A 26,221-nucleotide genomic window follows, 5' to 3' on the forward strand; every position below is an offset into this window, starting at 1 on the left:
CGCTGACGATCAAAAAACGAGCAGCGTCTGTGCGAATTTTTATTCGCATATACTTTCGTAGATTTTGCCGATTGCACGATACAATAAAATAATTGATTTTATTTCAGTCTCTTACCAGTTCATATAAAAAGTTGGCATGGCATTTGCTTCGATGATTTCGAGACTTAACAATCGGAATCGTCAAAGGGCATCCCATGAAAAACGTGCAGACACTTATGAAGGCAGGCCTGGCATGCGTGGTGATGTCGCTTTCGGCAGCATCCGCGCTGGCTGCGGAAGGCGCAGCCGTAAAGATGGTACCGGAGACGGACATCGCGAAACTGCCGGGCGTCGCCCTTTCGCAAACACTGGCCGACGGCCTGCCGGTGGGCATCAAGAAGGCTGGCGTTCTCAAGGTCGCGACCGACCTCACCCCGCCGATCAGCTTCCACAGTGACGAAGGCAAGCTGGTGGGCATCGATGCCGATCTCGCGGCGGCCCTCGGTGTCATCCTCGGCGTCGAGATCCAGATGACGGATGTGGGCGCCGGTGCGGCGATCGTGCCCTCGATCCTGTCGAAGCGCTTCGACATCTCGATTTCCGGCATCAACGACGATCCGGAACTGCAGAAGCAGGTCGATGTCATCGACTATATGTTCGACGCGACGACGATCATGACGATCAAGGACAACCCGCTCGGCATCAAGGACATGGGCGATCTCTGCGGCAAGAAGGTCGCGGTTCCCGTCGGCACCTTCCAGGGCAAGCTGGTCGAGGCCGCCTCCGCGAAATGCGCGACGCCGATCGACATCATGTCCATACCGAAAATGCCGGACGTTCTGCAGGCCGTGCGCACCGGCCGGGCGGATGCGACCGTGAACGGCTATGCCACGAGCGTCTACACGACGGCAAACCAGACCGGCAAAGGCAAGGGCCTGCAGGCACTGCCGGATGTCCGGCTGGCCGTCGGTTATCTCGGCATGCTCACGTCCAAAGACAATCCGGAGCTGCGCGACACGGTCGTCGCGGCCCTGCAACAGATGGTCGACAGCGGCGCCTACCAGTCCATCATGACGAAGTGGGGCCTCGGACCGCTCGCGGTGAAGACCGTCAAGGTTAATGACGCCGCAAACATGCCGGTGGAATGAGCCCATGTCCCTGTTTGCGGCTCCCCCCATCTCCCTTCACCTCGCACCCCCGGCCGGCAGGTCGATCCGGTGGGGGCAGCTTCTGACAGGGACCGGCGCGATCCTCGTGCTGGCCGTCTTCGCGATGATCGTGGCCCAGAGCCAGAGCATCCAGTGGGCTGAAATCCCACGCTATCTCGTTCACCCCTCGATTTTGCGGGGGGTGGTGCTGACCCTGCAGCTCACGGCGGGTGCGATGATCTTCGGCATCGCGCTCGGCTGCATCCTAGCGCTGATGGCAACTTCCAAAAATCTCGTTCTGAAGGTCATCGCCGCGGCATTCGTCTGGTGGTTCCGGGGCGTGCCGCTGATCGTGCAGATCTTTTTCTGGTTCAATATCGCCCTCTTCATTCCGCAGGTCGGGATCGGCGACTACAGCATATCTATCAACGATCTGGTCACTCCGGCCTTCGCCGGCTTCCTGGCGCTCGGCCTGCATGAAGCCGCGAACATGTCGGAGATCATCCGCGCAGGACTGGTCGCTGTCGATAAGGGTCAACGCGAGGCGGCAACCGCCCTCGGGCTGAAGCCGCGGCAGACGTTCCAGACCGTCATCCTGCCGCAGGCGGCGCGCCTTATCGTGCCGCCGACCGGCAATCAGGCGATCGGCATGCTGAAGGCGAGCGCCATCGTCTCCGTCATCGGCATGCAGGACCTGCTGACGCAGGCGCAGGCGATCTACGCCCGCAACTTCCTCGTCATCGAACTCCTGTTCGTCGCCTCCATCTGGTACCTCGCCATCACCACTGTCGCCTCGGTCGGTCAGCACTATCTTGAAAAAAGCCTCCAGCCGAAGAACCGAAGCGCGACGACCGCGCCGGCACGGGCGTGATCCCCTTACCCACCTCACCCATAAGACGCCACCAAAGCGCGTCGCATCCGGAAACACGAAAAGGACGTTCGACATGAAACTCGGAATCGACAGCATCAAGCTGCCCCAATCGAAGACGCGCGGACCGCTTGCCAGCCTCGACCACGTGAAGGAGCTGGGACTTGCCGGCATCTTCTTCAGCACCGCGCTGGACATGAGCCCGACGCTCGACCCCGGCGCCCTCCGCGACATCCGCGCCAAGGCCGACGATCTCGGCCTCTACCTCGAAAGCGGCATCGGCAAGATCAACCCTTATTGCAGCGCGGAGGAGCCAGCCCTTCGGGCAGCCGGCGGTGGCGATATCATCGCCGGCTTCACCCGCATGATCGAGTCGAGCGCCGCCATCGGCTGCCTGGAACTCTGGGTCGCACCGGGCAATTTCAAGTCCGAATATCGCGGCCGGCTGGCGAACGACCGCTTTCGCACGGATGTGACTTGGCAGGACCAGCTGGACGGGATGGAAAAGGTGTTGCGGAAGCTGGCGCCGGTCGCCCGTGCCCATGGCGCGCACATGAACATCGAGACCCATGACGAGATCACGTCGTTTGAAATCCTGCGCCTGATCGAGAAAGTCGGCGAGGACTGCGTCGGCGTGGTGTTCGATACGGGGAACGGCCTGCAGCGCGGCGAGCATCCGGTCTTCGCCGCCCGCCGCCTCGCCCCGTATATCCGCCAGACGCACATCAAGGATGCCTATGTCGGGCGGGCGCCCGGCGGCCTCGATTTCCAGACCCGCCCCTGCGGCGGCGGCATCGTCGATTTCGCCACCATCCTGCCGATCCTCGCCGACGCCAACCCGGCCCTCAACCTCTCGCTCGAAGTCGCCCAATCGGTCGAGGACAAGCCGCGCCGCGCCAATCCGCGCCAGTGCATCGAGATCGACGACCCGATCTGGCGCGCCGGCCATCCCGACCTGACAGAGGACGAGCTCGCTGCCTACATGGCGATGGTGGATGCCTACGAAGTACGGGTAAAGTCGGGCGCCGTGCCGGACTGGGAGGCCTATGAAGCCAGCCGATACGGCTATCCGACCTATGAAAACCAGTCCTATGGGTTCAATGCCGCGATCGCCTTTATCCAGCAGTCGGCCGACCACATCCGCTCGATCTGCCGCGACAAGGGCATCGCCCTTGCCTCCCCCGAGGCGAAGCAGCAAGCGGCTTGATTGTCGATCCGGGTGTCGGGCCCGCAAACGGCATCCGACACCCGGAGCGATCCTTTGGATTGTGCGATATGCGCAGGAACATTCTTATGGAAAGTATTACGACATAGGGATATCTGGAACGAAGGGCGACCGTCGTTCGGAAGCCATACAGACGTGATGTGGAGACGCCCATGAGAAAGCCGCGCCGGCAAAATACGAAAGCCCCGTCGGGCACCAGCGGCGCTGTGGAAACGGCGGATACCGGCAATGACGACGTCTCGGAGCGCATCCGTAACACGCTGGCCGCCGCCATCGGCGAAGGCGCGCTGAAGCCCGGCACCAAGATTCTCGAGGAAGCGATCGCCGAGCATTTCGGCGTTAGCCGCACTGTCGTACGCGGAGCGCTCGGCGTGCTCGAAAGCGACCATCTTCTGGAGCGCAAACGCAACCGCGGAACCTTCGTCGCCGAGCCGAGCATCGAACAGGCGAAGAGCCTCTTCGAAGCTCGCCGCAAGCTGGAGCACCTTCTCCTCGACCTCGTCATCGCGCGCGCGACGACGGAGGAGCTGGATGCCCTGCAGACGCTGACGGACGAGGAAGAGCACATCCACCATCACGGCGACGAGAAGTCGAAGACCGTACTTTCCGGCAAGTTCCACATCGTGCTGGCGGAGCTTGCCGGCAACCCGGTCCTGACCGAAATGCTCGCCAAGATCGTCGCCCGCCTCTCCCTCGTCATGTCGCTCTACGAGGAAGAGCGCAAGGACGACTGCGGCGCCGACCACCACCGCCTCATCGTCGCCGCCCTGAAGGCCAAGGACCTGCGCAAAGCCCAGGACCTCATGGACCACCACCTCGCCGACATCGAAGCGCGCGTGCGACTGACCGAGGGACAGGGCGACCGGCATACGTTTCTGGCTGTGCTGGAAAGCTTTTCGTAAGCGCCCAAGCGCCTTGGCCAAAATAGCAAAACACAGGGCGCATCGGCTGCGCCCTGTGTTTTAAGCTTATCGGCATTTAGTTCAGGGAATGGGCTCGAACTTCAGCTCGCTGAGCGGCACGACCTTGTCGTTGCGGACGATCTTGTATTCCGTGTTCGGGCCGAGCCATTTGTCCCAGATCTTGCCGAGTTCGCCCGACGTGTCGAGCTTGCGAAGCACTTCGTTGATCTTGGCGGTCAGCGCGGGCTGATCCTTCTGCATGCCGACGCCGATGGGCTGGAAGATCATCGGATCCGGGATCATGCGCATCTTCTTGCCCTGGGTCTGGGACTGGTTGACGAACTTCGTCGTCGTCATGGTGTTGGCGACCATGCCGCGCGCTTTGCCCTGCTGAACGGCGAGATAGGCCGATGCCGTATCCTGGAAGGTCAGCGGCGTGGACTTGTTGAGCTTGATCGACATTTCCGAGGTCGAGCCCTTGGTGGAGGCAATGCGCTGGCCTTCGAAGTCGGCCTTCGTCTTGCCCGGATCTGCATCGGGAACGATCAGCATTTCCTTGGCGAGGTAATAGGGGTCGCTGAACTGGATCTGCTCGGCGCGGCTGAGCGTGTAGGCAAGGTTTGCAACGGTGATGTCGACGCGGCCGAGCTTGACTTCCGGCACGCGCGCTTCGACGGAGACAGGCTTCACTTCGGCCTTGACGCCGAGTTCCGTGGCGATGGCATTGCAGAGGTCGACGTCGAAGCCGGCCATTTCGCGGGTCTTCGGATCCGGCGAGGCGAAAGGCGGAACGTCGGCAAAGGTCGCACAACGCAGGGTCTTTGCAGACAGGATATCGGCGAGCTGATCGGCTTTCGCAGGGGTGGCTAGAGCCGTCGCTGCCAAAGCGAGGCCGAGTGTGATGCGTGTCAGGGTCATGCTGTTCTCCTTTGATTATTATGGGTAGAAAGTGACGTCCGTCAGTGCCGCAGGTCGGCAAGGAAGCGCTGGGCGCGCGGATGGCGGGGATGGGTGAAGAACTCTTCGGGCGTTGCCTTTTCGATGATCTCGCCGGCATCGATGAACCAGATCCGGTCTGCGACATCGCGCGCAAAGCCCATCTCGTGGGTGACGCACAGCATGGTCATGCCGTCTTTGGCGAGGCTCTTCATGACCGCGAGCACTTCGCCGACCATCTCCGGATCGAGCGCGCTTGTCGGCTCGTCGAACAGCATCACCGGGGGCTCCATCGCCAGGGCGCGGGCAATGGCGACGCGCTGCTGCTGGCCGCCGGAAAGCTGGCCCGGATAGGCAGTCGCCTTGTCGGCAAGGCCGACGCGGTCGAGCAGCAGCAAGGCCTTGTCATGGGCGACATCACGAGAGACGCCCTTCACCCGGATCGGCGACATCGAGACATTGTCGACCACGGAGAGGTGCGGAAAGAGGTTGAAGCTCTGGAAGACGAAGCCGATGCGGCTGCGCAAACGGTTGAGGTCCCGCGTTTTCATCGGCGCGTGAATGTTCTGGCCGTCGAAGGTGATCGCGCCGCTGTTGATCTCCTCCAGCCGGTTGATCGTACGGATCAGCGTCGATTTGCCGGAGCCCGAGGGGCCGCAGATGACGACGACTTCGCCGCGCGCCACTTCGACGTCGATGCCCTTGAGCACCTCATAGGTGCCGTATGTCTTGGAGACTCCGGCGATCCGGATGGCCGTCGGATCCTGTCCATTTTGCGGGCCTGTTCGATCGAGGCTTGTCATGGCTGCTCCGTTGCGATTTTGACCGGCGGCGCAACCACGGGAGCGGTGCGGCCTGCGGACAGACCGGCACGCCTGCGGGTGATGCGGCGTTCGAGACGATGGGTGGCGTGGGTCAGGCTCCAGCAGATCACGTAGTAGATCACGGCCAGAATGAGGAAGACCTGGAAGGGCTGCGTCAGAAGCTGGTTGTTCACCTGGCTCGCCGCAAAGGTCAGGTCGGGAACGTTGATGACGTAGCCGAGCGTCGTATCCTTGATGGTGGACACAAAGGTGGAGAGGATGCTCGGGATCATATTGTAGAGCGCCTGTGGCAGAATGACGAAGCGCATGGCGCCGAGGTAGCTGTGACCCAGCGCCTTCGCCGCATCCATCTGCCCGTGGCTGAGAGCGACGATGCCGCCGCGCACGACTTCGCTGAGGAAGGCGCCTTGGTAGATGACGAGCGTGGTCAGCATGGTGACGAAGCTCGGCACGTCGGCGCCGGTCATCAGCGGCACGAGGAAGTAGCTCCACAGGATCAGCATCAGCAGCGGTACGCCGCGCGTGACATAGACCAGCACGGTGACGGGCCAGCGCAGCAGCCGCCATTTGGAAAGCCGGGCGAGCGCCATAAGAATGCTGACGGGAAAGGCGAGCGCGATGCTGAGCGCCGACAGGATCAGCGTATTTGCAAGACCGCCCAGCGGGCCGTTCGGGTACTGCCCGATAAGCAGCAGCAGCCAGTAGTCCTGAAAGATCGTGACGATATCGGTGATCATGCGCGCGCCCTCCGTGAGACGTCGGTGCGCATGGTCACCACGGCGCCGGCCGCCATGATCAGCAGGGTGAAGGCCAGGTAGAGCACGGTTCCGATCACGTAGATCTCGAAGGTGCGGAAACTCAGGTTCTCGACCTCCTTCACCGCATGCGTCAGCTCGGACGCGCCGATGACGATGCCGAGACTGCTGTTCTTAAACAGGGAAACGCTGTGGTTGATCAGCGGCGGCAGGGCGTTGCGAACCCCCTGCGGCATCAGCACGTAGCGCATGGCCGAGAGATAACCGTGGCCGAGCGCGCGCGCCGCCTCCATCTGCCCGACGCTAACGGAGCGAAGACCGGAGCGCAGATCCTCGCTGAAATACGCCGCCTGGCACAGCCCAAGCCCCACCACGGCAAAGATCGCCTCGGCATTGTGGTTCGACAGCCAGAAGGTCAGCCAGTCCGGCAGCAGCGTGAAGATGCCGAAATACCAGAGCATCAGCTGCACCAGCGTCGGCACATTGCGGTGATAGGAGACATAGGCCGAAACGAAGGCGTTGCCGAAGCGGCCGGGCGAAAAGCGCAGCGCCAGCAGCAGCACGGCGAGCGTCATTGCCAATACCCAGGAGCCGATGGCGATCACGAAGGTCATCTTGATGCCTTCGATCAGCATCGCGACATAGTCCGGATTGGACAGGATCGCCGTAATATCGAACCCGCTCACGGCTTATTGTCCGACGCAGGCGCCTTGGGACGCACCGTTTCCGGACGCGCGGTCTGCAGGCCACCCATGACCTGAAGCGTCGGCGTGATTTCCATGTGGCCGATATTGACGGCGATGGGGGCAGCGATAGCAAAGGCGATGGCATCGGCGATATCGGAGGCTTCCGGCAGTTCGAAGCCGTCGATGAAGCGCTCGCGGATGGACGGATCGTCGCCATGGACATGGGCGAAGATATCGGTCGCTACGCGTCCGGGGCAGATCTCGGTGACCCTGACGCGCTTGCCGAACGCATCGATGCGCAGCTGGTTGGACAGCATGCTCACCCCGGCCTTCGTTGCGTGATAGGAGGAGTTTCCGCCGAAGTTGTAGGCGCCCGCGATGGACGAGATGTTGATCACATGGCCATTGTCCCGCGCGACCATGCCCGGCACGACCATGCGGCAGAGATGCAGGACGGCGCGAAGGTTGACGTCGACCAGAAGATCGATGTCGGCTTCGTCGGCTTCCAGAAACTTCTTCGGCCTGTCGACGCCGGCATTGTTGACGAGAATGTCGAATTCGGTTTCGGCGGTCAGCCGGGCGAGCGCAGCGCGGTCCGTGACGTCGATGACATGCGGGATGCATCCCGTCTTCGCGGCAAGCGCCTTCAGCGGCTCGGCGCTGCGCGCCAGCGCATGCACCTCGATGTTCTCACGGCACAGCCGCTCCACGACGGCGGCGCCGATGCCCGACGAAGCGCCGGTGACAAGGGCTGTCCTGTAGTCGGAAAATGACATGTTTATTCCCCTTCACCGTCTGTTTTTTTCACAGTAACGAAACTGTCCGATGCTGAATAAGACCGATTATCTCTGGAGCAATAAGCAAGCCTTATGGTGATCATAAAATAAGCAGAGCGCTCCGGGCTACGCTTGCAAATGCAGCAGAATGTGCGTGCAATGCACAATGAGACGATCTGCTAAGTGATGGATTTGGCTTTGAAATATCAGGGCCGGATTGTAGAGTGGCGGCAAGTGGGGCGATCTGTGGGCAGAACGTGGATATCAGGCGTTTAAAATCTTTCATCGTCATCGTGGATACCGGCAGCATCACGCGGGCAGCTGATATCCTTCACGTTGCCCAGCCGGCCCTCAGCCAGCAGCTGGCCTCGCTGGAGGAGCACTTTGGCCAGAAGCTGTTGCTGCGCAGCCAGCAGGGCGTGAGCATGACGGATGCGGGCCATGCCGTGTATCGCCATGCGCAAATTATCCTGCGGCAGATGGACCAGGCCCAGGCCGATGCCTCCGCCGCCGGCAATTCGCTTGCGGGGCGCGTATCCGTCGGCCTCGTGCCCTTCAGCAGTGCGGCGACGCTGTCGGTCGATCTGCTGGCGGAAACACGCAAGCGGCATCCCGGCATTCTCCTGCATCTGACGGAGAGCGTCGGGCAGACCTACAGCCAGATGATCATGACCGGCCGCCTGGAGATGGCGCTGATCCATGGCGTTGGACCGCTCAAGGGCGTGAAATTCGAGCCGATCCTCAGCGAGGAATTCTTCCTCGTCGCGCATCCGAACTTCGCCATCGAGGCGGACGAGAAGCCCATTGCCGTCGCGGCGCTGGACGGCCTGCCCTTGCTGATGCCGCCGGCCTACAACTTCGTGCGTCGCGCGGTCGATACTGCCTTTACCCGCAGCCGGGTCAATCTGAAGGTCGTGGGCGAGGTAGAGATCGTGCGCACACTGACCCGCGCCGTCAGCGCCGGTCTCGGCGCGACGATCATGCCGAAGGCGATTGCGGACCGGATCGTGACCGAGTCCGGCGAGCCGCTGGTCTGCCGCATGGTGACGCCGCGCATCGAGGAAACGCTGTCGCTCTGCGTGGCGGATGGGATGTCGCTGTCCGAGCCCGCAACGGCGGTGCGGGATATCCTGCTGGAACTCACCGCGCGGCTGAAACTGCCGCGCGGCTGACCTTCGGCATCAGCGAAGACCGTTTTAGCGGAGATCGGCGCAGAACTGCGAAAGCCGGGCGCAGGCTTCATCCAGCTTCTCCATGCTGGTGGCATAGGAGATGCGGAAAAACGGGCTCATGCCGTAGGCCGCACCCTGAACGGTCGCGACGTGATGTTCCTCGACCAGTGCCATGACGAAGTCGGTGTCCGTCTCGATTTTGCGGCCGCCCTTCGATGTCCTGCCGAGCAGGCCGGCGATGTTGGGGAAGATATAGAACGCGCCTTCCGGCTTGTGGCACCGGATACCGTCGATCTCCGCCAGTTTGCCGAGCACGAAATCGCGCCGCTGCTTATAGATGGCGGCGCGCTCCTTCAAGAGATCCTGCGGTCCGTCGAGCACAGCGACGGCTGCGGCCTGCACGACGGTCGCGGTGCCCCCGCCGTTCTGGCCGTTGACGTTGCTGATCGCCTTGATCAGATCCTTCGGACCACCGCAGAAGCCGAGCCGCCAACCGGTCATGGCATAGGCCTTGGATGCGCCGTTCATGGTCAGGACCCGGTCGTAAAGACGGGGCTCGACCTCGGCGATCGTGCAGAATTCGAAACCGTCATAGATCAGATGTTCGTAGATATCGTCGGTCATGATCCAGACGTCGGGATGGCGCAGCATCACCTCGGCGATCGCCTTCATTTCCTCCCGCGAGCAGGCAGCGCCTGTCGGATTGTTGGGGAAGTTGAGAAAGAGCCACTTGGTGCGGGGGGTGATCGCCGCTTCCAGATCCTCCGGCCGGATCTTGAACCCAGTCTGCTGCGGGCAGGCAACGGGCACCGGCACGGCGCCGGCAAAGCGGACGATATCGGCGTAGCTGATCCAGGACGGCGTGGGAATGACCACCTCGTCGCCGGGATTGCAGGTGGCGAGAATGGCGTTGAAGATCACCTGCTTGCCGCCGCCGCAGACGACGATCTGGCTGGCATCGTAGTCGAGATTGTTGTCGCGCTTGAACTTTCGCGAGATCGCAGCCTTCAGCGCCGGCGTCCCATCCATCGACGGGTACTTCGTGTCGCCCGCGAGCGCTGCGGCATGGGCCGCTTCGGTCGCGTGGGCGGGCGTCGGAAAATCCGGCTCGCCGGCCGACAGGCTGATGACGCCAATCCCTTGTGCTGCGAGATCGCGCGCGCGCTGGGTCATGGCGGCGGACGCGGAGATGGAAACGTGCTTGAGGCGGTCGGCAATGGCGGGCATCGGGGTTGCGCTTTCGGTCTTTGTGGTTGGGGTCCGGATCAGGATTCGACGATCTGAGACGCCGGGGCGATGGTCGCGCCGCTGGCCTCGATCTCGCTGCGGACGATCCGCGCGAGGTCGAGAGACCCGGGCGTATCGCTATGGACGAGGATGGAGCGTGCCGGCATGGCCAGCGTCGCGCCATCAATGGTGGTGACGGTGCCGTGCCGGAGGAACTGGCGAACGCGGGCGCGAAGCGCGTCCTCCTGCTTGATGACGGCGCCCGGCAGGCCGCGTGCAACCAGCTTGCCCTTCGCATCGTAGGCCCGGTCGGCAAGGAACAGCAGCAGCGTCTTCAGCCCGGCACGCGCGGCAGCTGTCGCGATGACGCTGTCCGGCATGGCAAAGACGATGAGGTTCGGATCGACGGTGCGGACGGCGTCCATGATAAGGTCGGCGAGCACGGGATCGCGATTGACCATATTGCCCATGGCAGCGTGGAAGCTGATATGCGCGACGGGCACGCCCTCCCCTTTCGCGACCGCCGTCAGTGCGCCGAGCTGATAGAGCATTTGCTGGCGCAGCTCGTCGTGCGACGAGGGAATCTCGCGGCGGCCGAAGCCGAGCCTGTCCGGCAGACCTGGATGCGCACCGACGCCGACGCCGTTCGCCTTGGCAAGCCGCACCATCCGCGCCATCGTTTCGGGATCGCCGGCATGAAAACCGCAGGCGATATTGGCGGAGGAAACGACCTGCATCAGGGCTTCGTCGTCGCACAGACTGTACGGACCGAAGCCCTCGCCCATATCGGAATTTATGTCGACCTTCACGGGTTTACCTCCTGTCATCGGCCTGCCATCGCCTTCAACGCCCGCCCGACTTGTCTCGCGGTGGTTTCGACGTCGCCGATATAGGTGGCAATCGCCTGGTCGAGCATCCGCGCCTCCGCATGCGTCGCGCGCACGAAGCGCAGACGGGTGCCGATACGCGCCTGGCCCAGCCGCCAGAGATCGGCCTCGACGATGCCGGCGATCTTCGGATATCCGCCCGCCGTATTGGCATCGCTCATCTGCACGATGGGCTCGCCGCCGGGCGGCACCTGAACGACACCTGCGACGATGCCGTGGGAGCGCATCTCGACCGGTTCCGTCAGACGGATGGGATTGCCCGAAAGGCGGTAGCCCGTCCGGTCGCTCTGCGCGGAGATCTTCCAGTCCTCGGTCCAGAATCGCTCGGCATCCGCCCCGAACAGATCGTGTTCGCCGGCCGGCAGCGCCCGGATCAGCAAGGCGCCGTTTTCGGCCACAGGGAAGAGAGACGCCATTTCGCGCAGGGGAGGCACCACGCCGAAGCCGCCCGCGGGGAGGACATCGGCAGCCGGAGACCCCAGCCGAAGCACGTCGCCCTTGCGCAGCGCGCGACCGTCATTGCCCCCGAATGCACCGCGCAATGAGGTGCTGCGCGAGCCCATGACCGGCGCGACATCGACGCCACCCTCGAAGGCCACATAGGCGCGGGCCGACGTTTTCGACGGCAGGATTTCAAGGATCTGGCCGGCGTCTGCAATCTGCATCCACCAGGGCGGAAGGGTTTCCCCGTCAAGCGCCGCGGAGCCGCCGCCTGTGACGGAGAACGCAGTATTCTGCTCAAAACGGATCCGCACGGGAAATGTCTGGAGTTCGACCGCCGCGGCTCCCGCATCGTTGCCGACCAGCAGATTGGCGATCGTCAATGCCAGCGGGTCCATCGCTCCGCTCACCGTGACGCCGATGTCGCGGTAGCCCGGCCGGCCGAGGTCCTGGATTGTGTTCAGCGGCCCGGTGTCGACGATCTCGATCACAGCTCGATCCTTTCAGGGAGAAAGCGCACGATATCGCCCGGCGCCATCAGGGCGGGCACCTCTGCTGCGGGGTCGAACATCGGCAGGTCGGCAAAGCCGATCGAATTCCAGCCATTCGGCCCGGTCAGAACGGCAACGCCCGTCTGCATGCCACCGATGGTGACGCAGCCCTTTTCCATCCGGAGAGACGGCACGGTCTTGCGCGGCATATGGAGGCGCGGATCGAGCCCATGCAGGTAGCCGAAGCCCGGCGCGCTACCAAGCGCAAACACCGTATAGGTGCCCTCATGGTGCAGCCGCACGACTTCCTTGTCGGCAAGGCCGCAAAGATCGCAGAGGGCTGCCAGATCGGTCGCATGCGCGCCGCCGTAATGCACGGGAATGTCGATCGTCTTGCCTTTGATGTCGATACTTTCGGCGCGTTCCCAGGCGTCGAGCAGCCTAGATATCACGCTGTCGGGGTCTTCCGGCACGGCCTTGAAAACAGCCAGCAGATTGGTCATGCCCGGCACGGTTTCGATCACGTCGGGCCACTGCCGCACGGTCTGCGTCAGCGCCCAGATCCGGCGTTGCGCGGCAAGGTCGAACTCGCCCGGCGCATCGAGCAGGAACGCCCGCGCGCCGATGGCCGAGATCTTGGGTCGCGACCGGATCAGCGGTCGGCTGGCAAGGGAGGTGGCTGCGCGGCTCATGGGTGTGCCTCGATGTCGAACAGGGGGTCGCCGAAGCCGACAAGGGTATCTGCAACGACAAGGCACCGCGTGACGGTGCAGGCTTTCGAGGCCCTGACGGGCACCAGCACCGGCCCGATGCGCAGGCAGGCAAGAATGTCTCCGGCACGAACGGTTCGCGGCAGTTCGCTCGGGATCGTATCGAGGTCGAAGATACCGGCCATTGGCGCGGTGATGATATCGGCTGCTGATGCATGGCCGGCATGGGGGCGCACCGTCGCGCGCGGGGTCTTCCCCTCTACGACCAGCCGCAGCGTGCGCGACGACTGCTCGATCTCGATGCCGTCCACGCCGGCGGCCGTCAGGGCGGCGGCAAGCGCGTCGAGGAGGGCGGGATCGGTGAAGTCCAGCTTGCTCATGCGGCGCTCCGCTGCTTCAACCATTTCTCGAGATAGTGAATGTCCGTGCCCCCGGCCGCAAAGCCGGCATCGTCGAACAGCGCGCGCAACAGCGGCAGGTTGGTGGCGATGCCGTCGATGCGCGTCTGGGCAAGCGCGCTACGCATGGCGGCAATGGCCTCCGTCCGGCTCGGCGCATGCACGATCAGCTTGCCGATCAGCGAGTCGTAATAGGGCGGCACCTTGTAGCCGGCATGGACATGCGTATCGACCCGGATACCGGGGCCGGATGGCAGGGCGATGCCGGTGATGGTGCCGGCTGCGGCCAGAAACGTTTCGGGGTCTTCCGCATTGATGCGGCATTCGAAGGCATGCCCTTCGGTCGCCACATCCCCCTGCCCCAGCGACAGCGGTTCGCCCTGCGCCACTCGGATCTGCGCCTGTACGATGTCGATGCCTGCCGTCATCTCGGTCACGGGATGCTCGACCTGAAGCCGGGTGTTCATCTCGATGAAGAAGAACTCCCCTTCCTCATAGAGAAACTCGAAGGTGCCGACGCCGCGATAGCCGATCAGCCGGCAGGCGGTGAGGCAGGCTTCGGCGACGGGGCCGATGCGTTCCGGCGCGATACCTGGCGCGGGGGCCTCCTCCACCACCTTCTGGTGGCGGCGCTGCATGGAGCAATCGCGGTGCCCGAGCCAGATGGCGTTGCCGTGCACGTCGCAAAGAACCTGTATTTCGATATGGCGCGGATGCTGGAGGAATTTCTCCATGTAGAGCGCCGGGCTGCCGAATGCCTGCCGCGCTTCCTCGCGGGTCAGCGACACCGCCTCCTGCAGATGTCCCGCCTCGTGCACCACGCGCATGCCGCGCCCGCCGCCGCCGCCGGCCGCCTTGACGATTACCGGATAGCCGATCTCGGCGGCAATGGCCTGGACTGCGGCCGGATCGTCCGGAAGGGCCGTATCGGGGCCAGGAACGCATGGGACACCGGCCGCCATCATCGCTGACTTCGCGGCGATCTTGTCGCCCATGGTCGAAATCGAGGCGGCGGTCGGGCCGATGAAGACCATCCCGGCCGTCTCGATAGCATTGGAAAAAGCAGCATTCTCGGACAGAAAGCCGTAACCTGGGTGAATGGCGCCGGCACCCGTCAGGCGCGCCGCCAGCAGGATCGCATCCTGATTGAGATAGCTCTTGCCGGCGCTTGCCGGGCCTATGCAAAGGAACCTGTCTGCCAGCGCACCGTATTGCGCGTCCCGGTCGGCCTGCGAGCAGATCATGACCGTCTTCAGGCCCAGATCCTTGCAGGCCCGGAGCACCCGCAGCGCGATTTCGCCGCGATTGGCGATGAGGACGGTATCGAAGCTGCGTGCTTCCTGCGCGTTTGTAGCGTCCCCGGACATCAGGCGATCTCCGCCAGCAGGTCGCCCGCCTCGATCTCGGCACCATCCACGCCCGCGAGCCTTACGATACGACCTGCGCACGGCGCGGCAATGCTGTTGAAGACCTTCATGGCCTCGATGATGAACAGCGTCTGGCCGGCCTCGACGATATCGCCAACGGCGACGAACGGCTTCTCGCCGGGTGCCGATGCGGCGTGCAAAATTCCGAAGATCGGCGCGGTCACCTGCGTCGAGCCGGCCTCTTCCGCGGCCGCGGCAGGCCCGGCAACCGGGCCGGCGGTTTCGCCCGTCGTCTTCGTCCGGAAGATCCGGACCGTCGTATCCTTCTCGCTTACCGTGAGTTCGGTGATGTCGGATTGGCCGACGAAGTCGATCAGGGTTTTGATTTTCGAGAGGTCCATTCGCCACCTGTTTGCAAGGTCCCGGTTCGCTGACAGACGCGGCGAAGGGCGCCATTCTTGCTACATCAGCGGTGGGGCGATGGGGTCAGACGAAGTTTTGATGGAGCGCCTTTCCGGTTTCCGTCCGAGACGGTTCGTGGTGAATGGCGACAGGGAGGCCAGTTCGGGAGGTTTGGCGACGGTGAATAGTAATGAACCCCGGAAAAGGCATTCTGCTCAAACTTCTGGCAGCCCTCTGCGCGACCTTGATGGCGGCGAGCGTGAAGGGGCTGAATGGTGAGATTCCGACAGGGGAAGTCGTGTTCTTCCGGTCTGTCGGCGCGCTCCTCCCCTTGGGCATCTGGCTCGGGCTACAGGGAAACCTTGTTGCCCTCACCCGCACGAAGCATTTTAGCGGGCACCTCGTCCGCAGCATCTCCGGCACCGGCGGCATGTTCTTCGGCTATCTCGCGCTTGCCTATCTGCCGCTCGCGGACGCGACGGCGCTAAGCTACGCGGCACCGCTCTTCACCGTCATCCTTGCAGCCTTGCTTCTGGGCGAGGTCGTCCGGGTCTACCGCTGGACGTCGGTCGCGGTCGGCTTTACCGGCGTGCTGGTGATGCTGGCGCCGCATCTCGATATATTCAAAGCTGACGTCATCGGCATGGGCATGCTGCTCGGCAGTGCGGCGGGGCTCGTTGCGGCGTTCTTCTCCGCGGTTTCCTCGGTGCAGATCCGTCACCTCGCAAAGACCGAACAGCCGGGCGCCATCGTGCTCTATTTTTCTCTCGTCACCACTGTCATCGGCCTGGCGACGGCTGTCTTCGGTTGGACGATGCCGAGCGTCACGCAGCTTTGTCTCCTGCTCGCCGCCGGCATTTCCGGCGGTATGGCACAGATCTTGATCACGTTGAGCCTGCGCCATGCGCAAGCCTCGCTGCTTGCTCCGTTCGAATATTCGACGCTGATCTGGTCCGTGGTCATCGGCTATCTCGCCTTCGGCCAGTTACCTGTTATCACCACGATCACGGGCGGCGTCATCGTTGCTGCAGCCGGTCTATTCGCCGTATGGCGCGAGAGCCGGCTGCAGCGGAGCTTGCAGATGACGGAGACGGCGCTGGCCGCCGCCGAGGCCTGATACCAAGTGTCGTCGATAGGAAGCTATAGGTTTCTGTCATCGACACTTGGTATGAGATTAGATATCCGACCGGAAGCCCTTGGCTTTCAACACCGGTTCCAGATTGCTGACCTCAATCACCGATTTGCCTGCCTTGTAGGCGGCGATATAGCCGGCTTCGGCGTCTTCGCGCTCCTGCGAAAGCTTCGCCACCGCCTGCGCCTCGCCACGACGGACGACCACCAGCCCGTCGGCATCGCCGACGATGATGTCGCCGGGATAGATCAGTTCGTCGCCGACGATGATCGGATCGTTGACCGAGGTCAGCGTTTCCTTGACCGTGCCCTTGATGCAGACGCTGAGCGAGAACACGGGAAAGCCGAGATCGCGGAGCTGCAGCGTATCGCGCACGCCGGTATCGGTCACGAGGCCGCCGATGCCCTTGGCAAGGCAGGCATTGGCCAGCACGTCGCCGAAGGAGCCGGCCTCCTCGTACGCGCCGCCGGAGACGACGATGATATCGCCCGGGCTCGCATAGTTGATCGCCAGCTGCAGCATGACATTGTCGCGCGGTGCGCTTTTCACGGTAAAGGCCGGTCCGCACAGCTTCATGCGGTAATCGACCGGCTTGATGCGCGAGGACAGGGCGCCACGACGCCCCTGAGCCTCATGGATGGTTGCCGGCGAGAAGGGCGAAAGCGCCTTGATGTCTTCCGCGCTCGGACGCTCCGGGATTTGCTTGATATGGATCATGATCGGATCTTTCGACTGTTTCAGTGATTGCGGTGGATGGAGGAGAGGAAGCCCCGCACGTCGGGATGCGCCTCTTGCGAGAAGAACAGGTCAGGGCTGGCGTCGAACGTCAGTCGCCCGCTTTTGAGGAACCAGATGCGGTCGGCCACCTCGCGGGCGAAGCCCATTTCGTGGGTGACGCACATCAGCGTGATGCCGCCGGCGGAAAGCTCGCGCAGCAGCTTCAGCACCTCGCCAACCATTTCCGGATCGAGCGCGCTGGTCGGCTCGTCGAGGATCAGGATCTCGGGCTTGAGGATCAGCGAACGGGCAATGGCCACCCGCTGCGCCTGCCCGCCCGAGATATCGGCCGGCAGCGACTGCGCCCGATCGGCAAGGCCGACCCGTTCCAGCATCAGCATGGCCGTCGGCAGCGCCTGTCTGCGCGACTGCCCGCGAAGGCGACGCAGCGGCAGCATTACGTTGTCAACGACCGTCAGGTGCGGAAACAGGTTAAACTGCTGGAAGACGAAGCCGATGCCCGAGCGCAACGTATTCACATCGACGGACTTCTCGTGGATATCGCGCCCGGCGACCGTGATCCGTCCCGACTGGATCGGCTCCAGCCGGTTGACCGTGCGCACCAGCGTGGACTTGCCCGAACCCGAGGGACCACAGAGCACGATGGTCGTGCCTTTCTCGACCGTGGCCGAGACATCGTGGATGACCTGCAGCGCGCCATAGCGCTTGGAGACGCTGTGAAACTCGATCATGCCACGGCCCCCACGACGACCCGGCCGGTTCGCCGGTTGGAAATGCGCCGTTCCAGCACGCCCGTTGCCTGGCTCAGCGCAAAGCAGAGAACGAAATAGGTGGCGGCGAGAATGCCGAAGATCTGCAAGGGCTTGGTGACCTCGTTCGAGTTCACCTGAAGCATGGCATAAGAGAGTTCCGGCACGGCGATGATCGAGCCTAGCGAGGATTCCTTGATGATCGTCGTCAACTGGTTGACGATGCCGGGGATGACGTTGAACAGCGCCTGCGGCAACAGGATGCGGAACGTCGTCGGGATGTAACCGAGACCGAGCGCTTCGGCCGCTTCCATCTGCCCCTTGGGCAGACCTTCGATGCCGGAAGCGATGATCTCGCCGAGATAGGCTGTCTGATAGATGACGATGGCGATGATCAGCGTATAGGTCGCATCGATCGGTATGCCGATGACGACGGGAAGCGCAAAATAGGCCCAGAAGATCAACATCAGCAGCGGAATGGCGCGCACGCAGTGCACGAAGCCGCTGGCCAGTCTTTTCAGAGGCTTGTTTTTTCCCGTCCGGGCGAGCGCGATGAGAATGGCGCAGGGAAACGTCACGATCAGGCTGACGAAGGAGATGATGAGCGTCATCGCCAGACCGCCGAGCTTGCCGTGCGGATACTCGCCGATGAGAAGGAGAACGCCGTATTCCTGAAGGATATCCAGCATCACTTGACCCTCAGCCGGTAGCGTGAGGACAGAACCGACGAGGCCCACATGATCGCAAACGAAATCACCATGTAGATCGCGGTGACGACGCCGTAGGCCTCGAAGATCCGGAAGGATTGCTCCTCGACATAGCGTGCCTGATAGCTGAGTTCCGCCACGCCGATACCGGCGGCAAGGCTGGTGCCCTTGAACAGGATCAGCGTCTGGCCGAGCAGGGCCGGCAGCGCCAGCCGCCAGGCCTGCGGCAGGATCACCCATTTCATCGCGCCGAGATAGGTAAGACCGATGGCGCGGGCGGCTTCCATCTGCGCCGGATGGATGGAGCGAAGCCCGCTGCGGAAATCCTCCGACATATAGGCCGCCTTGTTCAGCGCCAGCGCCACGATGGCGTAACCGATCTCGGCACCGACATCGTTGAGGTAGTCGTTGACGACATCCGGCAGCACCACGGCGAAGCCGAAGTACCAGACGAACAGCTGGATCAGGATCGGTACGTTGCGGTGATACTCGACGAAGGCTGCGACCAGAAACTGCGTCGGCCGGAATTCGATGGCCCGCACCACCGTCAGGAAGATTGCGAGGATCAGCCCCAGTACCCAGGAAATGACGAAGAGAACCATCGTCGTCTGGAGCCCTTGCAGAATGAGACCGAAGTACTCGCCCTGCAGAACCTTTCTGAAATCAAGCTGATAGCCCATAGGAAAAACGTCTCGCCTGGGACAGGACACACGCTTCCACGCGCATCACCGTCGCCGTCCTGACCTGTGGGACGGTTCCGCGCCGGAAGGCCGCGGAACCGTCAATGCCGATGATGTCTCAGTTTGTGAACCAGGTTTCCTGCGGCTTGCCGAATTCGAATTTCCGGGTCGCCTTCAGGTCGCTGTCCTTGCCCAGCCACTTGTCGTAGAGGGCCTGTCCCTCGCCGGATGTTTCCAGCGATGCGAGAAAGGCATTCGTCGCCTTGACGAGTTCCGGCGATCCCTTGCGGAACGCGAAGCCGGACGGCATGGACAGGAGCGGCTCATCGAGGAAACGGAGCTTGTTGATATCCGCCCCGGCATTGCGCTCGACCGCCTTGCCTTCGGAGTAGCGATAGACCGTCGCCTTTACCTTACCCTGCTGCAGGGCGAGGAACGAAGCGGCGCTCGTCTCGAAGGAAAGAACACGGGCGTCCGGAAGCCGCTTCTCTGTGATCGGGATCAGCACCGAGCCCTTGACGAGGCCGATGCGCTGGCCTGCGAGATCGTCCACCGTCTTGATGTCCGACTTATCGAGGACGACGAAGTTGAAGTCTTCGGCGATGTAGGCACCGCTGAAATCGACCTGTTCGGCACGTTGCTTGCTGTAGCTGAGCAGCGACGCCAGGATATCGACGCGTCCCTGCGTCAGCTCCGCCATGCGGGTCTGGGGAGAAACGGCGGTGAGCTTCGCCGTAACGCCGAGCGATTTTGCAAGTTTCTGGCAAATCTCGATTTCGTAGCCGGCAGGCTCGCGTGTCTTCACATCCTGGAAACCGAGCGGCGGCGAATTGGTCAGCACGCCGCAGTTCAGGGTTCCCGCCGCCTTGATATCGTCGAGCAGTTCCGCCTTCGCTGTCGTGGATAGTGAGGCTGCGCCGACAAAGATGACGGCCCCCAGAATTTGCTTCATGTTCATATCGATCCTCCCCAACAGCGCATCCTCTCGCTGGTGGAAAACATTTACCGATTGCCGGGCATTCGAACAAATATATATTGAGCATAATAGATATATGCATTCGATATGGACTGGGCATGAGACGATGACGCTCGATCTTTTGAAGATGCGGTATTTCAGCAAGATCGCGGAACTCGGTTCGTTTACCCGCGCAGCCGGTGAACTGGGTGTCGCGCAGCCGGCGTTGAGTTCGCACATGCGGGCACTGGAGGAGCAGCTTGGGGTTCTGCTGCTCAACAGGACGCCGCGCGGCGTGACGGCGACGGCGGCCGGCCAGACGCTGCTGACCCACGCCCAGGCGATCCTCAGGGCCGTCGATCAGGCGGAGATCGCGACGAAGGAACAGGCAAAACATCCGAGCGGCGACGTGTCGCTGGGCATTCTCGGCTCGATCAGCCCGATCCTCGGCATTCCCGTCATCGAAGCGTGCGCGCAGCGCTTTCCCAAGGTGCGACTGACGATCAGCGAGGGGGACAGCCAGGCGCTGCGCGTCGGGGTGGACACGAAGCTCTACGATCTCGCCGTCACCCTCGAGGGCGTTGCCAAGCCGGCCGCCATCCCTTTGTTCGATGAGGTGCTGTTTGCCGTCGGCGCAAACGGGCAGTTTGCGCACGGTGAAACGCTGACGATCGAAAAGGCGCTCGGACTACCGCTGATCCTGCCCACGCGCAGACACGGGATTCGCATTCTTCTCGAACGACAGGCGCTGATGCTCGGGCGCGAGATCAATATCATCCGGGAAATCGAAGGCGTGGCGAGCACGAAGGCCGCCATCCGTGCCGGACTGGGCGTCACGATCCTCGGGCGTGGTGCCATCTACGCCGATCACGAGAACGAACGCCTGTCGACCGCGACACTGGTGAAGCCCGGCCTCCAGCGCCGGCTCGTTCTCGACATGCCGGTCAACCATCCGCCCAGCCGGGCCGTCATCGAGGTCCGTAACATCGTTCTCTCGGTCGTGGAGAGGCTGGGGGCCGAGGGTCACTGGAGTTGGACGGGCATTACATCAGGGAAAGGCCGGTAACGAGGGCCGGCCTTTCCCTGGCCGCACGTCAGGAAAACACGATCTGCGCCTTCATCGCTCGGCTGCGGTCGGAGGCGATGTCGAAGGCGGAGAGAGCATCATCGAGCGGAACGGTGTGCGTGATCAACGGCTTGACGTCGATCAAGCCCTTGCGCATCAGCGCGACGCCCGTGGCAAACTCCTCGTGGAAGCGGAACGAGCCACGCAGGTCCAGCTCCTTGGCGGTGATCACCGTCATCGGCAGGGTCATGTCGCCGCCTAGGCCGAGCTGGACGATGATGCCGCGCGGACGCAGGGCGGGAATGGCGCCGAGCAACGCCGGTGCAGCCCCCGAGCATTCGTAGAGAATGTCGAACGTGCCTTTGTCCACCGCGTAAGGCGCCAGCGCATCGGGTTCGCTTGCCGTATTGATCGTACGGTCGGCGCCGGCTGATTTTGCCATCGCGAGCGTGAAGTCGGAAAGGTCGATCGCCACGATCTCCGCGGCACCGGCACGCCGCGCAGCCAGGATCGACAACACGCCGATCGGTCCGCAGCCAGTGACGAGCACCCGCTTGCCGAGCAGGTCTCCCGCCCGGCGCGTCGCATGCAAGACCACCGCCAGCGGCTCCGCCATGGCCGCTTCGCCGGGCGACAGATCGCCGGCGGGAACGCACTGGTAGGCGTCCGCAACGAGGGTCTCGCGGAAGGCGCCCTGAATATGCGGAAACGGCATGGCGCTGCCGTAGAAACGCATGTTCAGGCACTGATTGTGCAGGCCTTGCTGGCAATATTTGCACGTACGGCACGGCCTGGATGGCGACACGGCGACGAGGTCTCCGATCTCCAGCCCGTCAACGCCTTCGCCCAGAGCCTCGACATAGGCGGAAACTTCATGACCGAGGATCATCGGCTGCTTCAGACGCACCGCGCCGAAGCCGCCGTGATGATAGTAGTGCAGGTCGCTGCCGCAGATGCCGCCGGTGGCAAGCCGCAGCCGGACCTCGCCGGGACCGGCCTGCTCGTCCGCCGTCTCCTCGATGCGGAGATCCTTTGCGGCATGGGCGATAATGGCTTTCATGATAACAACCTCACAGGACCGGCGTTGGGAGCGGCGCGCCGGCAAAGTGCGCCTGCAGATTGTCGCGAACCAGCTGCCCCATCGCCTTGCGGGTCTCGATGGTGCCCGAAGCGTGGTGCGGCTGGAGGAGGACGTTGTCGAGCGCCAGGAAGCGCGGATTGAGCGCGGGCTCGCCCTCGAACACGTCGAGTGCCGCCGAGCCGAGCGTTCCCTGTTCCAAGGCGTCGAGCAGCGCCTCCTCGTCGATGTTGGACGCACGGGAGATGTTGATCAGCATTCCATTCTCCCCAAGTGCCGCGATGACCTCGCGGCCGACGATGTGGCGCGTGGCGGCAGAGGCCGCCAGCGTGACGAACAGGAAATCCACGTCCCGCGCGAGCGCGACGGGATCGGCCACGAATGTCAGGCCATCGGCCTCAGGCTTGGGCCGGGTGCTGCTGTAGGAGATCTGCATATCGAAGCCCTTCAGCCGTTTTGCGACCTCCAGGCCGATGCGGCCGAGGCCGAGGATGCCCGCACGACGGCCCCAGACCCGGCGGCGCAGGGGATAGAGACCCCGCCCGGCCCAGCTTCCATCCCGCACCCAGGTTTCCGCACCGATCACGCCGCGCGACTGGCAGAGCATCATGGCGACGCCGAGATCAGCCACGTCTTTGGTCAGCACGTCCGGCGTGTTGGTCACGCGGATGCCCCGTTCCCGGCAGGCGGCGAGATCGACCGCATCGTAACCGACGCCATAGACGGAGATGACCTCGAGGTTCGGACACGCCTCGATCATGGCGCGGCTGGCGCCCAGTTCGCCACGCGTCGCGATGCCCCGGATGTCGGGCCCGATCTCGGCCAGAAAGGCCTGCTTATCCGCCGCCTCGAAATAGCGATGGACCGCAAACGCGGCGTTCAGGGGAGTCTCGTCCCATTCCGGATAGGGACCGACCTGAAGGATATGCGGTTTTGTCATCATGGCTCTCGCGTTCGGGGCTTTCGTGCTAAGGGCCCGTATGTTCAGGGCCCGCATGTCCAGGGAATGGCTTGACAGGATATGTTATCGATAACATAAACGGAGCCAGAAGACTTTGTCGAGAGACATCAGGAGAAAAACATGTCGCTACGGCTGTTCGACCTTTCCGGGAAACGGGCTCTGATCACCGGATCGTCACAAGGGATCGGCCTTGCGCTTGCCCATGGCCTGCAGGCCGCCGGCGCGCATATCGTGCTCAACGGGCGCGATGCGGGGAAGCTTTCGGCAGCGGCAGCGCAATTCGAAACGCCGGTCGACCATCTCGCCTTCGACGCCACCGATCATCAGGCGGCGCGCGTGGCGGTGGATCGGTTCGAGGCGGATGTTGGCCCCATCGATATCCTGGTCAACAATGCCGGCATGCAGTATCGCACGCCGCTGGAAGAGTTCCCGGCCGACGCCTTCGAGAGGCTGCTGCGCACCAACGTGTCGAGCGTCTTCAATGTTGGCCAGGCCGTTGCCCGCCACATGATCGCGCGGGGTGCCGGCAAGATCATCAACATCGCGAGCGTCCAGACGGCGCTCGCCCGCCCCGGTATCGCGCCCTATACCGCGACCAAGGGTGCCGTCGGCAATCTGACGAAGGGCATGGCGACAGACTGGGCGAAGTACGGCCTGCAGTGCAATGCCATCGCGCCCGGTTATTTCGACACGCCGCTGAACGCCGCGCTCGTCGCCGACGAGACGTTTTCGACATGGCTGGAAAAGCGCACGCCGGCTGGTCGCTGGGGCAAGGTCGAAGAGCTGGTCGGCGCCTGCATCTTCCTTGCATCCGGCGCATCGTCCTTCGTCAACGGCCATATCCTCTATGTGGATGGTGGCATCACCGCCTCGCTGTGACATGCGCCCGTGCCTGAAGATAAGCCTTTTCCCATGAGTTCGGATCGGAAATCGCCGACGATGAGCGACGTCGCTCGCAAGGCTGGCGTTTCCGCCATGACGGTTTCGCGCGCTCTGAAGGCCGATAGCGTCATCAGCCCGGAGACCCGCAGCGCCATCTTAACCGCGGCCGAGGAACTCGGTTACATCTTCCATGCGACGGCCTCAAACCTTCGTTCGCAGAAGACGGATTTCGTCGCGGTCACGATCCCGTCGATCAACAACGCGAACTTTGCCGATACGGTCGCAGGCCTGTCGGAAATCCTGTCCGGCCGAAACATGCAGACACTGCTCGGCTATACGAATTACGACATGGACGTCGAGGAACAACTGATCGAGCAGCTGCTGCGGCGCAATCCTCAGGCAATCGTCGTCACGGGCGGGCGACATACGCCGCGCGCACGCCGGCTGCTGGAGAATGCCCGGATCCCGGTGGTCGAGACCTGGGACGTACCGGACCAGCCGATCGGCCATTATGTGGGGTTCTCGAACGCCGATGCCGTGCGCGCCATGGTCGATCATTTCGTTTCGGTCGGCTACAAGCGGATCGCGTTTATCGGCGGCGACCAAGGGCGGGACACGCGCGGAAGCGACCGGCGGCGCGGCTTTGTCGCGGCCATGAAAGCGCATGGGCACGACGACATTCGCCTGATAGCGGCCGGCGCACCGCCGATTTCCATGCGGGAAGGCGCCGATGCCATGGCGCGGCTTCTGCAGGAGTACCCCGATACAAAGGTTGTTATCTGCGTCTCCGACCTCTCCGCCTTCGGCGCCCTCACGGAGTGCCAGAGGCGCGGTATCGTCGTACCCGACCAGATCGCCATCGGTGGCTTCGGCAACTACGAAATTTCCGGTGTCTGCGTCCCCTCGCTTACGACAATCGATGCGCATTCGCGTGAGATAGGCCGGCGCACCGGCAGTCTTATTCTCGATCTCCTCAATGGAGCCTCCGGCTCGATGCAGGTCAACATCGAGCCCGGGCTGATCATCCGACAAAGCAGCCTCTGAATTTTCCGCGACAGAGCCGATGGTCTTCGTCCGACGCTAGCCCTTGGTCAGAATGTAGCCGGTCGGAAACCACGGCCAGGGGCGCAGGCGGGTCATCAGTCCCCAGAGGCCGGTGGGTGCGCGAATAGCGACCACAAGCGTGAGGAGGCCGAGGACGACGAGGTAGGCCGAGCCGTACTGGCCGAAGAGCCGGGTGGCAAAGAAGTAGAGAAGCGCTCCGATGATCGGACCTTCGAGGCGCCCGATGCCGCCGACCATCACGATGAAGATGCAGATGGACGACCAGTTGGGATCGAACCCGCTTGTGGGAGATATGCGCAGCTGCGCCATGAAGTAGATGGCGCCCGCCAGCCCCGTGCCCACGGCAGCCAGAAGATAGACCGAGAAGCGCATGCGGCCGACGTTGACGCCCTGCGAAGACGCAGCGACCGCATCGTCACGCATGGCCGTCAGCGCCAGACCCAGCCGCGAGCGCAGGAGCAGATATGTTCCGCCGACGGTGAGCAACAGGAGCAGTGCAACCAGCAGCGTCAGGCCGATCTCGCGCTGATGGGCGCTGTACTTCGCCATCGCCTTCAGCGTCATGCCGGAACCCGCATTCACCGCTCCGATATTGGAGGTTATCAGCCGCAGGACTTCGGCGAGCACCCAGGTGCCGATGGCAAAGTAAGGGCCGTCGAGGCGCCGCAGCAGCATGTAGGCCGGTGCCGCGACGAGCGCGGGCAGGATGACGGAGAGCGGGACGGCGAGGAACGGATCGACCCCGAAAAGCGTGACGAGAACGAAGAGGGCGTAACCGCCGAGGCCGATGAAGGCCTGCTGCCCGACCGAGACCATGCCGCCATAGCCGGCGAGCAGGTTCCACATCTGTGCGATGGCGATGAAGCAGCCGAGTTCGACGGCCCAGCGGATGTGGCCGCTCGACGCCCAGAACGGCATGCTGGGAATGGCAAGCACGAGGAGGAGGCCGCAGCCGATGGCAATCCGGCTCGAGGACGTGTGACGGTGCACCGTCGCGAAATGAGGATCTGTCAT

General features: G+C 63.1%; 29 protein-coding genes. 9 read left to right on the top strand and 20 right to left on the bottom strand.

Annotated features, from left to right (window positions below):
• Positions 1-194 precede the first annotated feature (194 nt).
• From G8E10_RS07915 to G8E10_RS07930, 4 genes are all read left to right on the top strand, one after another.
• Positions 195-1,127 carry an ABC transporter substrate-binding protein gene (locus tag G8E10_RS07915; protein ID WP_110801672.1) on the top strand — a complete coding sequence of 311 codons (933 nt, stop codon included), beginning with the start codon at positions 195-197 and terminating at the stop codon, positions 1,125-1,127.
• A gap of 4 nt (positions 1,128-1,131) precedes the next feature.
• A complete protein-coding gene (locus G8E10_RS07920; RefSeq protein ID WP_110801671.1) occupies positions 1,132-1,998 on the top strand; it encodes an amino acid ABC transporter permease in 867 nt (288 codons plus the stop codon).
• Positions 1,999-2,071: 73 nt separating this feature from the next.
• The gene (locus tag G8E10_RS07925; RefSeq protein ID WP_110801670.1) at positions 2,072-3,202 is read left to right on the top strand and encodes a sugar phosphate isomerase/epimerase family protein; all 1,131 of its coding nucleotides are present in this window, start codon (positions 2,072-2,074) and stop codon (positions 3,200-3,202) included.
• Positions 3,203-3,372: 170 nt separating this feature from the next.
• Complete coding sequence (locus G8E10_RS07930; protein WP_110729494.1) at positions 3,373-4,122, top strand: GntR family transcriptional regulator; 750 nt, start codon at positions 3,373-3,375, stop codon at positions 4,120-4,122.
• 81 nt (positions 4,123-4,203) lie between these two features.
• Here G8E10_RS07930 and G8E10_RS07935 read toward each other — a convergent pair whose 3' ends face one another.
• The 5 genes from G8E10_RS07935 to G8E10_RS07955 are packed head-to-tail and all read right to left on the bottom strand — an operon-like array spanning position 4,204 to position 8,099.
• Positions 4,204-5,040, bottom strand: a complete 837-nt coding sequence (locus tag G8E10_RS07935; protein ID WP_110801669.1) for an ABC transporter substrate-binding protein — start codon at positions 5,038-5,040, stop codon at positions 4,204-4,206.
• Positions 5,041-5,081: 41 nt separating this feature from the next.
• Positions 5,082-5,861, bottom strand: a complete 780-nt coding sequence (locus G8E10_RS07940) for an amino acid ABC transporter ATP-binding protein (protein WP_110801668.1) — start codon at positions 5,859-5,861, stop codon at positions 5,082-5,084.
• On the bottom strand, positions 5,858-6,619 hold the full coding sequence (locus G8E10_RS07945; protein ID WP_110729491.1) for an amino acid ABC transporter permease: 762 nt from the start codon (positions 6,617-6,619) through the stop codon (positions 5,858-5,860). The genes G8E10_RS07940 and G8E10_RS07945 overlap by 4 nt, the downstream gene beginning before the upstream one ends.
• Complete coding sequence (locus G8E10_RS07950) at positions 6,616-7,323, bottom strand: amino acid ABC transporter permease (RefSeq protein ID WP_110736954.1); 708 nt, start codon at positions 7,321-7,323, stop codon at positions 6,616-6,618. The genes G8E10_RS07945 and G8E10_RS07950 overlap by 4 nt, the downstream gene beginning before the upstream one ends.
• Positions 7,320-8,099, bottom strand: coding sequence for an SDR family oxidoreductase (locus G8E10_RS07955; protein WP_110801667.1), 780 nt, complete (start codon positions 8,097-8,099; stop codon positions 7,320-7,322). The genes G8E10_RS07950 and G8E10_RS07955 overlap by 4 nt, the downstream gene beginning before the upstream one ends.
• 257 nt (positions 8,100-8,356) lie before the next feature.
• Between G8E10_RS07955 and nac the strand changes: the two genes are divergently transcribed.
• Entirely contained in the window at positions 8,357-9,271 is a 915-nt protein-coding gene (nac, locus tag G8E10_RS07960; protein WP_110736957.1) for a nitrogen assimilation transcriptional regulator NAC, read from the top strand.
• Positions 9,272-9,295: 24 nt separating this feature from the next.
• Here the strand turns inward: nac and G8E10_RS07965 are convergent, their stop codons facing one another.
• Genes G8E10_RS07965 through G8E10_RS07995 form a run of 7 tightly spaced genes read right to left on the bottom strand, consistent with a single transcriptional unit; the run spans position 9,296 to position 15,193 of the window.
• Positions 9,296-10,498 (bottom strand): pyridoxal phosphate-dependent aminotransferase, encoded by a 1,203-nt coding sequence (locus G8E10_RS07965; protein WP_110801666.1) that lies wholly within the window; start codon positions 10,496-10,498, stop codon positions 9,296-9,298.
• Positions 10,499-10,536: 38 nt separating this feature from the next.
• Entirely contained in the window at positions 10,537-11,307 is a 771-nt protein-coding gene (locus G8E10_RS07970) for a 5-oxoprolinase subunit PxpA (protein ID WP_167128158.1), read from the bottom strand.
• Positions 11,308-11,321: 14 nt separating this feature from the next.
• Positions 11,322-12,317, bottom strand: coding sequence for a 5-oxoprolinase subunit C family protein (locus G8E10_RS07975; RefSeq protein WP_110801664.1), 996 nt, complete (start codon positions 12,315-12,317; stop codon positions 11,322-11,324).
• Complete coding sequence (pxpB, locus tag G8E10_RS07980) at positions 12,314-13,009, bottom strand: 5-oxoprolinase subunit PxpB (protein WP_110801663.1); 696 nt, start codon at positions 13,007-13,009, stop codon at positions 12,314-12,316. The genes G8E10_RS07975 and pxpB overlap by 4 nt, the downstream gene beginning before the upstream one ends.
• Positions 13,006-13,407: an acetyl-CoA carboxylase gene (locus tag G8E10_RS07985; RefSeq protein WP_110801662.1), complete on the bottom strand. Its 402-nt coding sequence runs from the start codon at positions 13,405-13,407 to the stop codon at positions 13,006-13,008. Before G8E10_RS07985 ends, pxpB begins: the two co-directional genes overlap by 4 nt.
• A complete protein-coding gene (locus tag G8E10_RS07990; protein WP_110801661.1) occupies positions 13,404-14,792 on the bottom strand; it encodes an acetyl-CoA carboxylase biotin carboxylase subunit in 1,389 nt (462 codons plus the stop codon). The genes G8E10_RS07985 and G8E10_RS07990 overlap by 4 nt, the downstream gene beginning before the upstream one ends.
• Complete coding sequence (locus G8E10_RS07995) at positions 14,792-15,193, bottom strand: acetyl-CoA carboxylase biotin carboxyl carrier protein (protein WP_110801660.1); 402 nt, start codon at positions 15,191-15,193, stop codon at positions 14,792-14,794. Before G8E10_RS07995 ends, G8E10_RS07990 begins: the two co-directional genes overlap by 1 nt.
• Positions 15,194-15,384: 191 nt before the next feature.
• Between G8E10_RS07995 and G8E10_RS08000 the strand changes: the two genes are divergently transcribed.
• The gene (locus tag G8E10_RS08000; protein WP_110801659.1) at positions 15,385-16,311 is read left to right on the top strand and encodes a DMT family transporter; all 927 of its coding nucleotides are present in this window, start codon (positions 15,385-15,387) and stop codon (positions 16,309-16,311) included.
• 57 nt (positions 16,312-16,368) lie between these two features.
• Here the strand turns inward: G8E10_RS08000 and G8E10_RS08005 are convergent, their stop codons facing one another.
• The 5 genes from G8E10_RS08005 to G8E10_RS08025 all read right to left on the bottom strand — a co-directional run bounded on the left by G8E10_RS08005 (position 16,369) and on the right by G8E10_RS08025 (position 20,158).
• Positions 16,369-17,043, bottom strand: a complete 675-nt coding sequence (locus G8E10_RS08005; RefSeq protein ID WP_110729481.1) for a 4-carboxy-4-hydroxy-2-oxoadipate aldolase/oxaloacetate decarboxylase — start codon at positions 17,041-17,043, stop codon at positions 16,369-16,371.
• A 20-nt stretch (positions 17,044-17,063) separates the two neighbouring features.
• Positions 17,064-17,795, bottom strand: coding sequence for an amino acid ABC transporter ATP-binding protein (locus G8E10_RS08010; protein WP_110801658.1), 732 nt, complete (start codon positions 17,793-17,795; stop codon positions 17,064-17,066).
• Entirely contained in the window at positions 17,792-18,502 is a 711-nt protein-coding gene (locus G8E10_RS08015; protein WP_110801657.1) for an amino acid ABC transporter permease, read from the bottom strand. The genes G8E10_RS08010 and G8E10_RS08015 overlap by 4 nt, the downstream gene beginning before the upstream one ends.
• On the bottom strand, positions 18,502-19,200 hold the full coding sequence (locus G8E10_RS08020; protein WP_110801656.1) for an amino acid ABC transporter permease: 699 nt from the start codon (positions 19,198-19,200) through the stop codon (positions 18,502-18,504). Before G8E10_RS08020 ends, G8E10_RS08015 begins: the two co-directional genes overlap by 1 nt.
• Positions 19,201-19,318: 118 nt before the next feature.
• Entirely contained in the window at positions 19,319-20,158 is an 840-nt protein-coding gene (locus G8E10_RS08025; RefSeq protein ID WP_110801655.1) for a transporter substrate-binding domain-containing protein, read from the bottom strand.
• Positions 20,159-20,282: 124 nt separating this feature from the next.
• Here G8E10_RS08025 and G8E10_RS08030 point away from each other — a divergent pair, with 124 nt between their 5' ends.
• Positions 20,283-21,221 carry a LysR family transcriptional regulator gene (locus tag G8E10_RS08030; protein WP_132712384.1) on the top strand — a complete coding sequence of 313 codons (939 nt, stop codon included), beginning with the start codon at positions 20,283-20,285 and terminating at the stop codon, positions 21,219-21,221.
• A gap of 28 nt (positions 21,222-21,249) precedes the next feature.
• On the opposite strand, the gene G8E10_RS08035 is transcribed toward G8E10_RS08030, so the two are convergent.
• Both G8E10_RS08035 and G8E10_RS08040 read right to left on the bottom strand, forming a co-directional pair.
• The gene (locus G8E10_RS08035) at positions 21,250-22,281 is read right to left on the bottom strand and encodes an L-idonate 5-dehydrogenase (protein ID WP_110801653.1); all 1,032 of its coding nucleotides are present in this window, start codon (positions 22,279-22,281) and stop codon (positions 21,250-21,252) included.
• Between the two features lie 10 nt (positions 22,282-22,291).
• On the bottom strand, positions 22,292-23,239 hold the full coding sequence (locus G8E10_RS08040) for a 2-hydroxyacid dehydrogenase (RefSeq protein WP_132665038.1): 948 nt from the start codon (positions 23,237-23,239) through the stop codon (positions 22,292-22,294).
• Positions 23,240-23,380: 141 nt separating this feature from the next.
• Between G8E10_RS08040 and G8E10_RS08045 the strand changes: the two genes are divergently transcribed.
• Positions 23,381-24,139, top strand: coding sequence for an SDR family oxidoreductase (locus G8E10_RS08045; protein ID WP_110801652.1), 759 nt, complete (start codon positions 23,381-23,383; stop codon positions 24,137-24,139).
• Between the two features lie 33 nt (positions 24,140-24,172).
• Positions 24,173-25,186, top strand: a complete 1,014-nt coding sequence (locus G8E10_RS08050) for a LacI family DNA-binding transcriptional regulator (RefSeq protein WP_167128161.1) — start codon at positions 24,173-24,175, stop codon at positions 25,184-25,186.
• Between the two features lie 36 nt (positions 25,187-25,222).
• Here G8E10_RS08050 and G8E10_RS08055 read toward each other — a convergent pair whose 3' ends face one another.
• Positions 25,223-26,221, bottom strand: coding sequence for a branched-chain amino acid ABC transporter permease (locus G8E10_RS08055; RefSeq protein ID WP_110801650.1), 999 nt, complete (start codon positions 26,219-26,221; stop codon positions 25,223-25,225).

It is taken from the genome of Ferranicluibacter rubi, assembly GCF_011603255.1.
GTDB lineage: Bacteria > Pseudomonadota > Alphaproteobacteria > Rhizobiales > Rhizobiaceae > Ferranicluibacter > Ferranicluibacter rubi.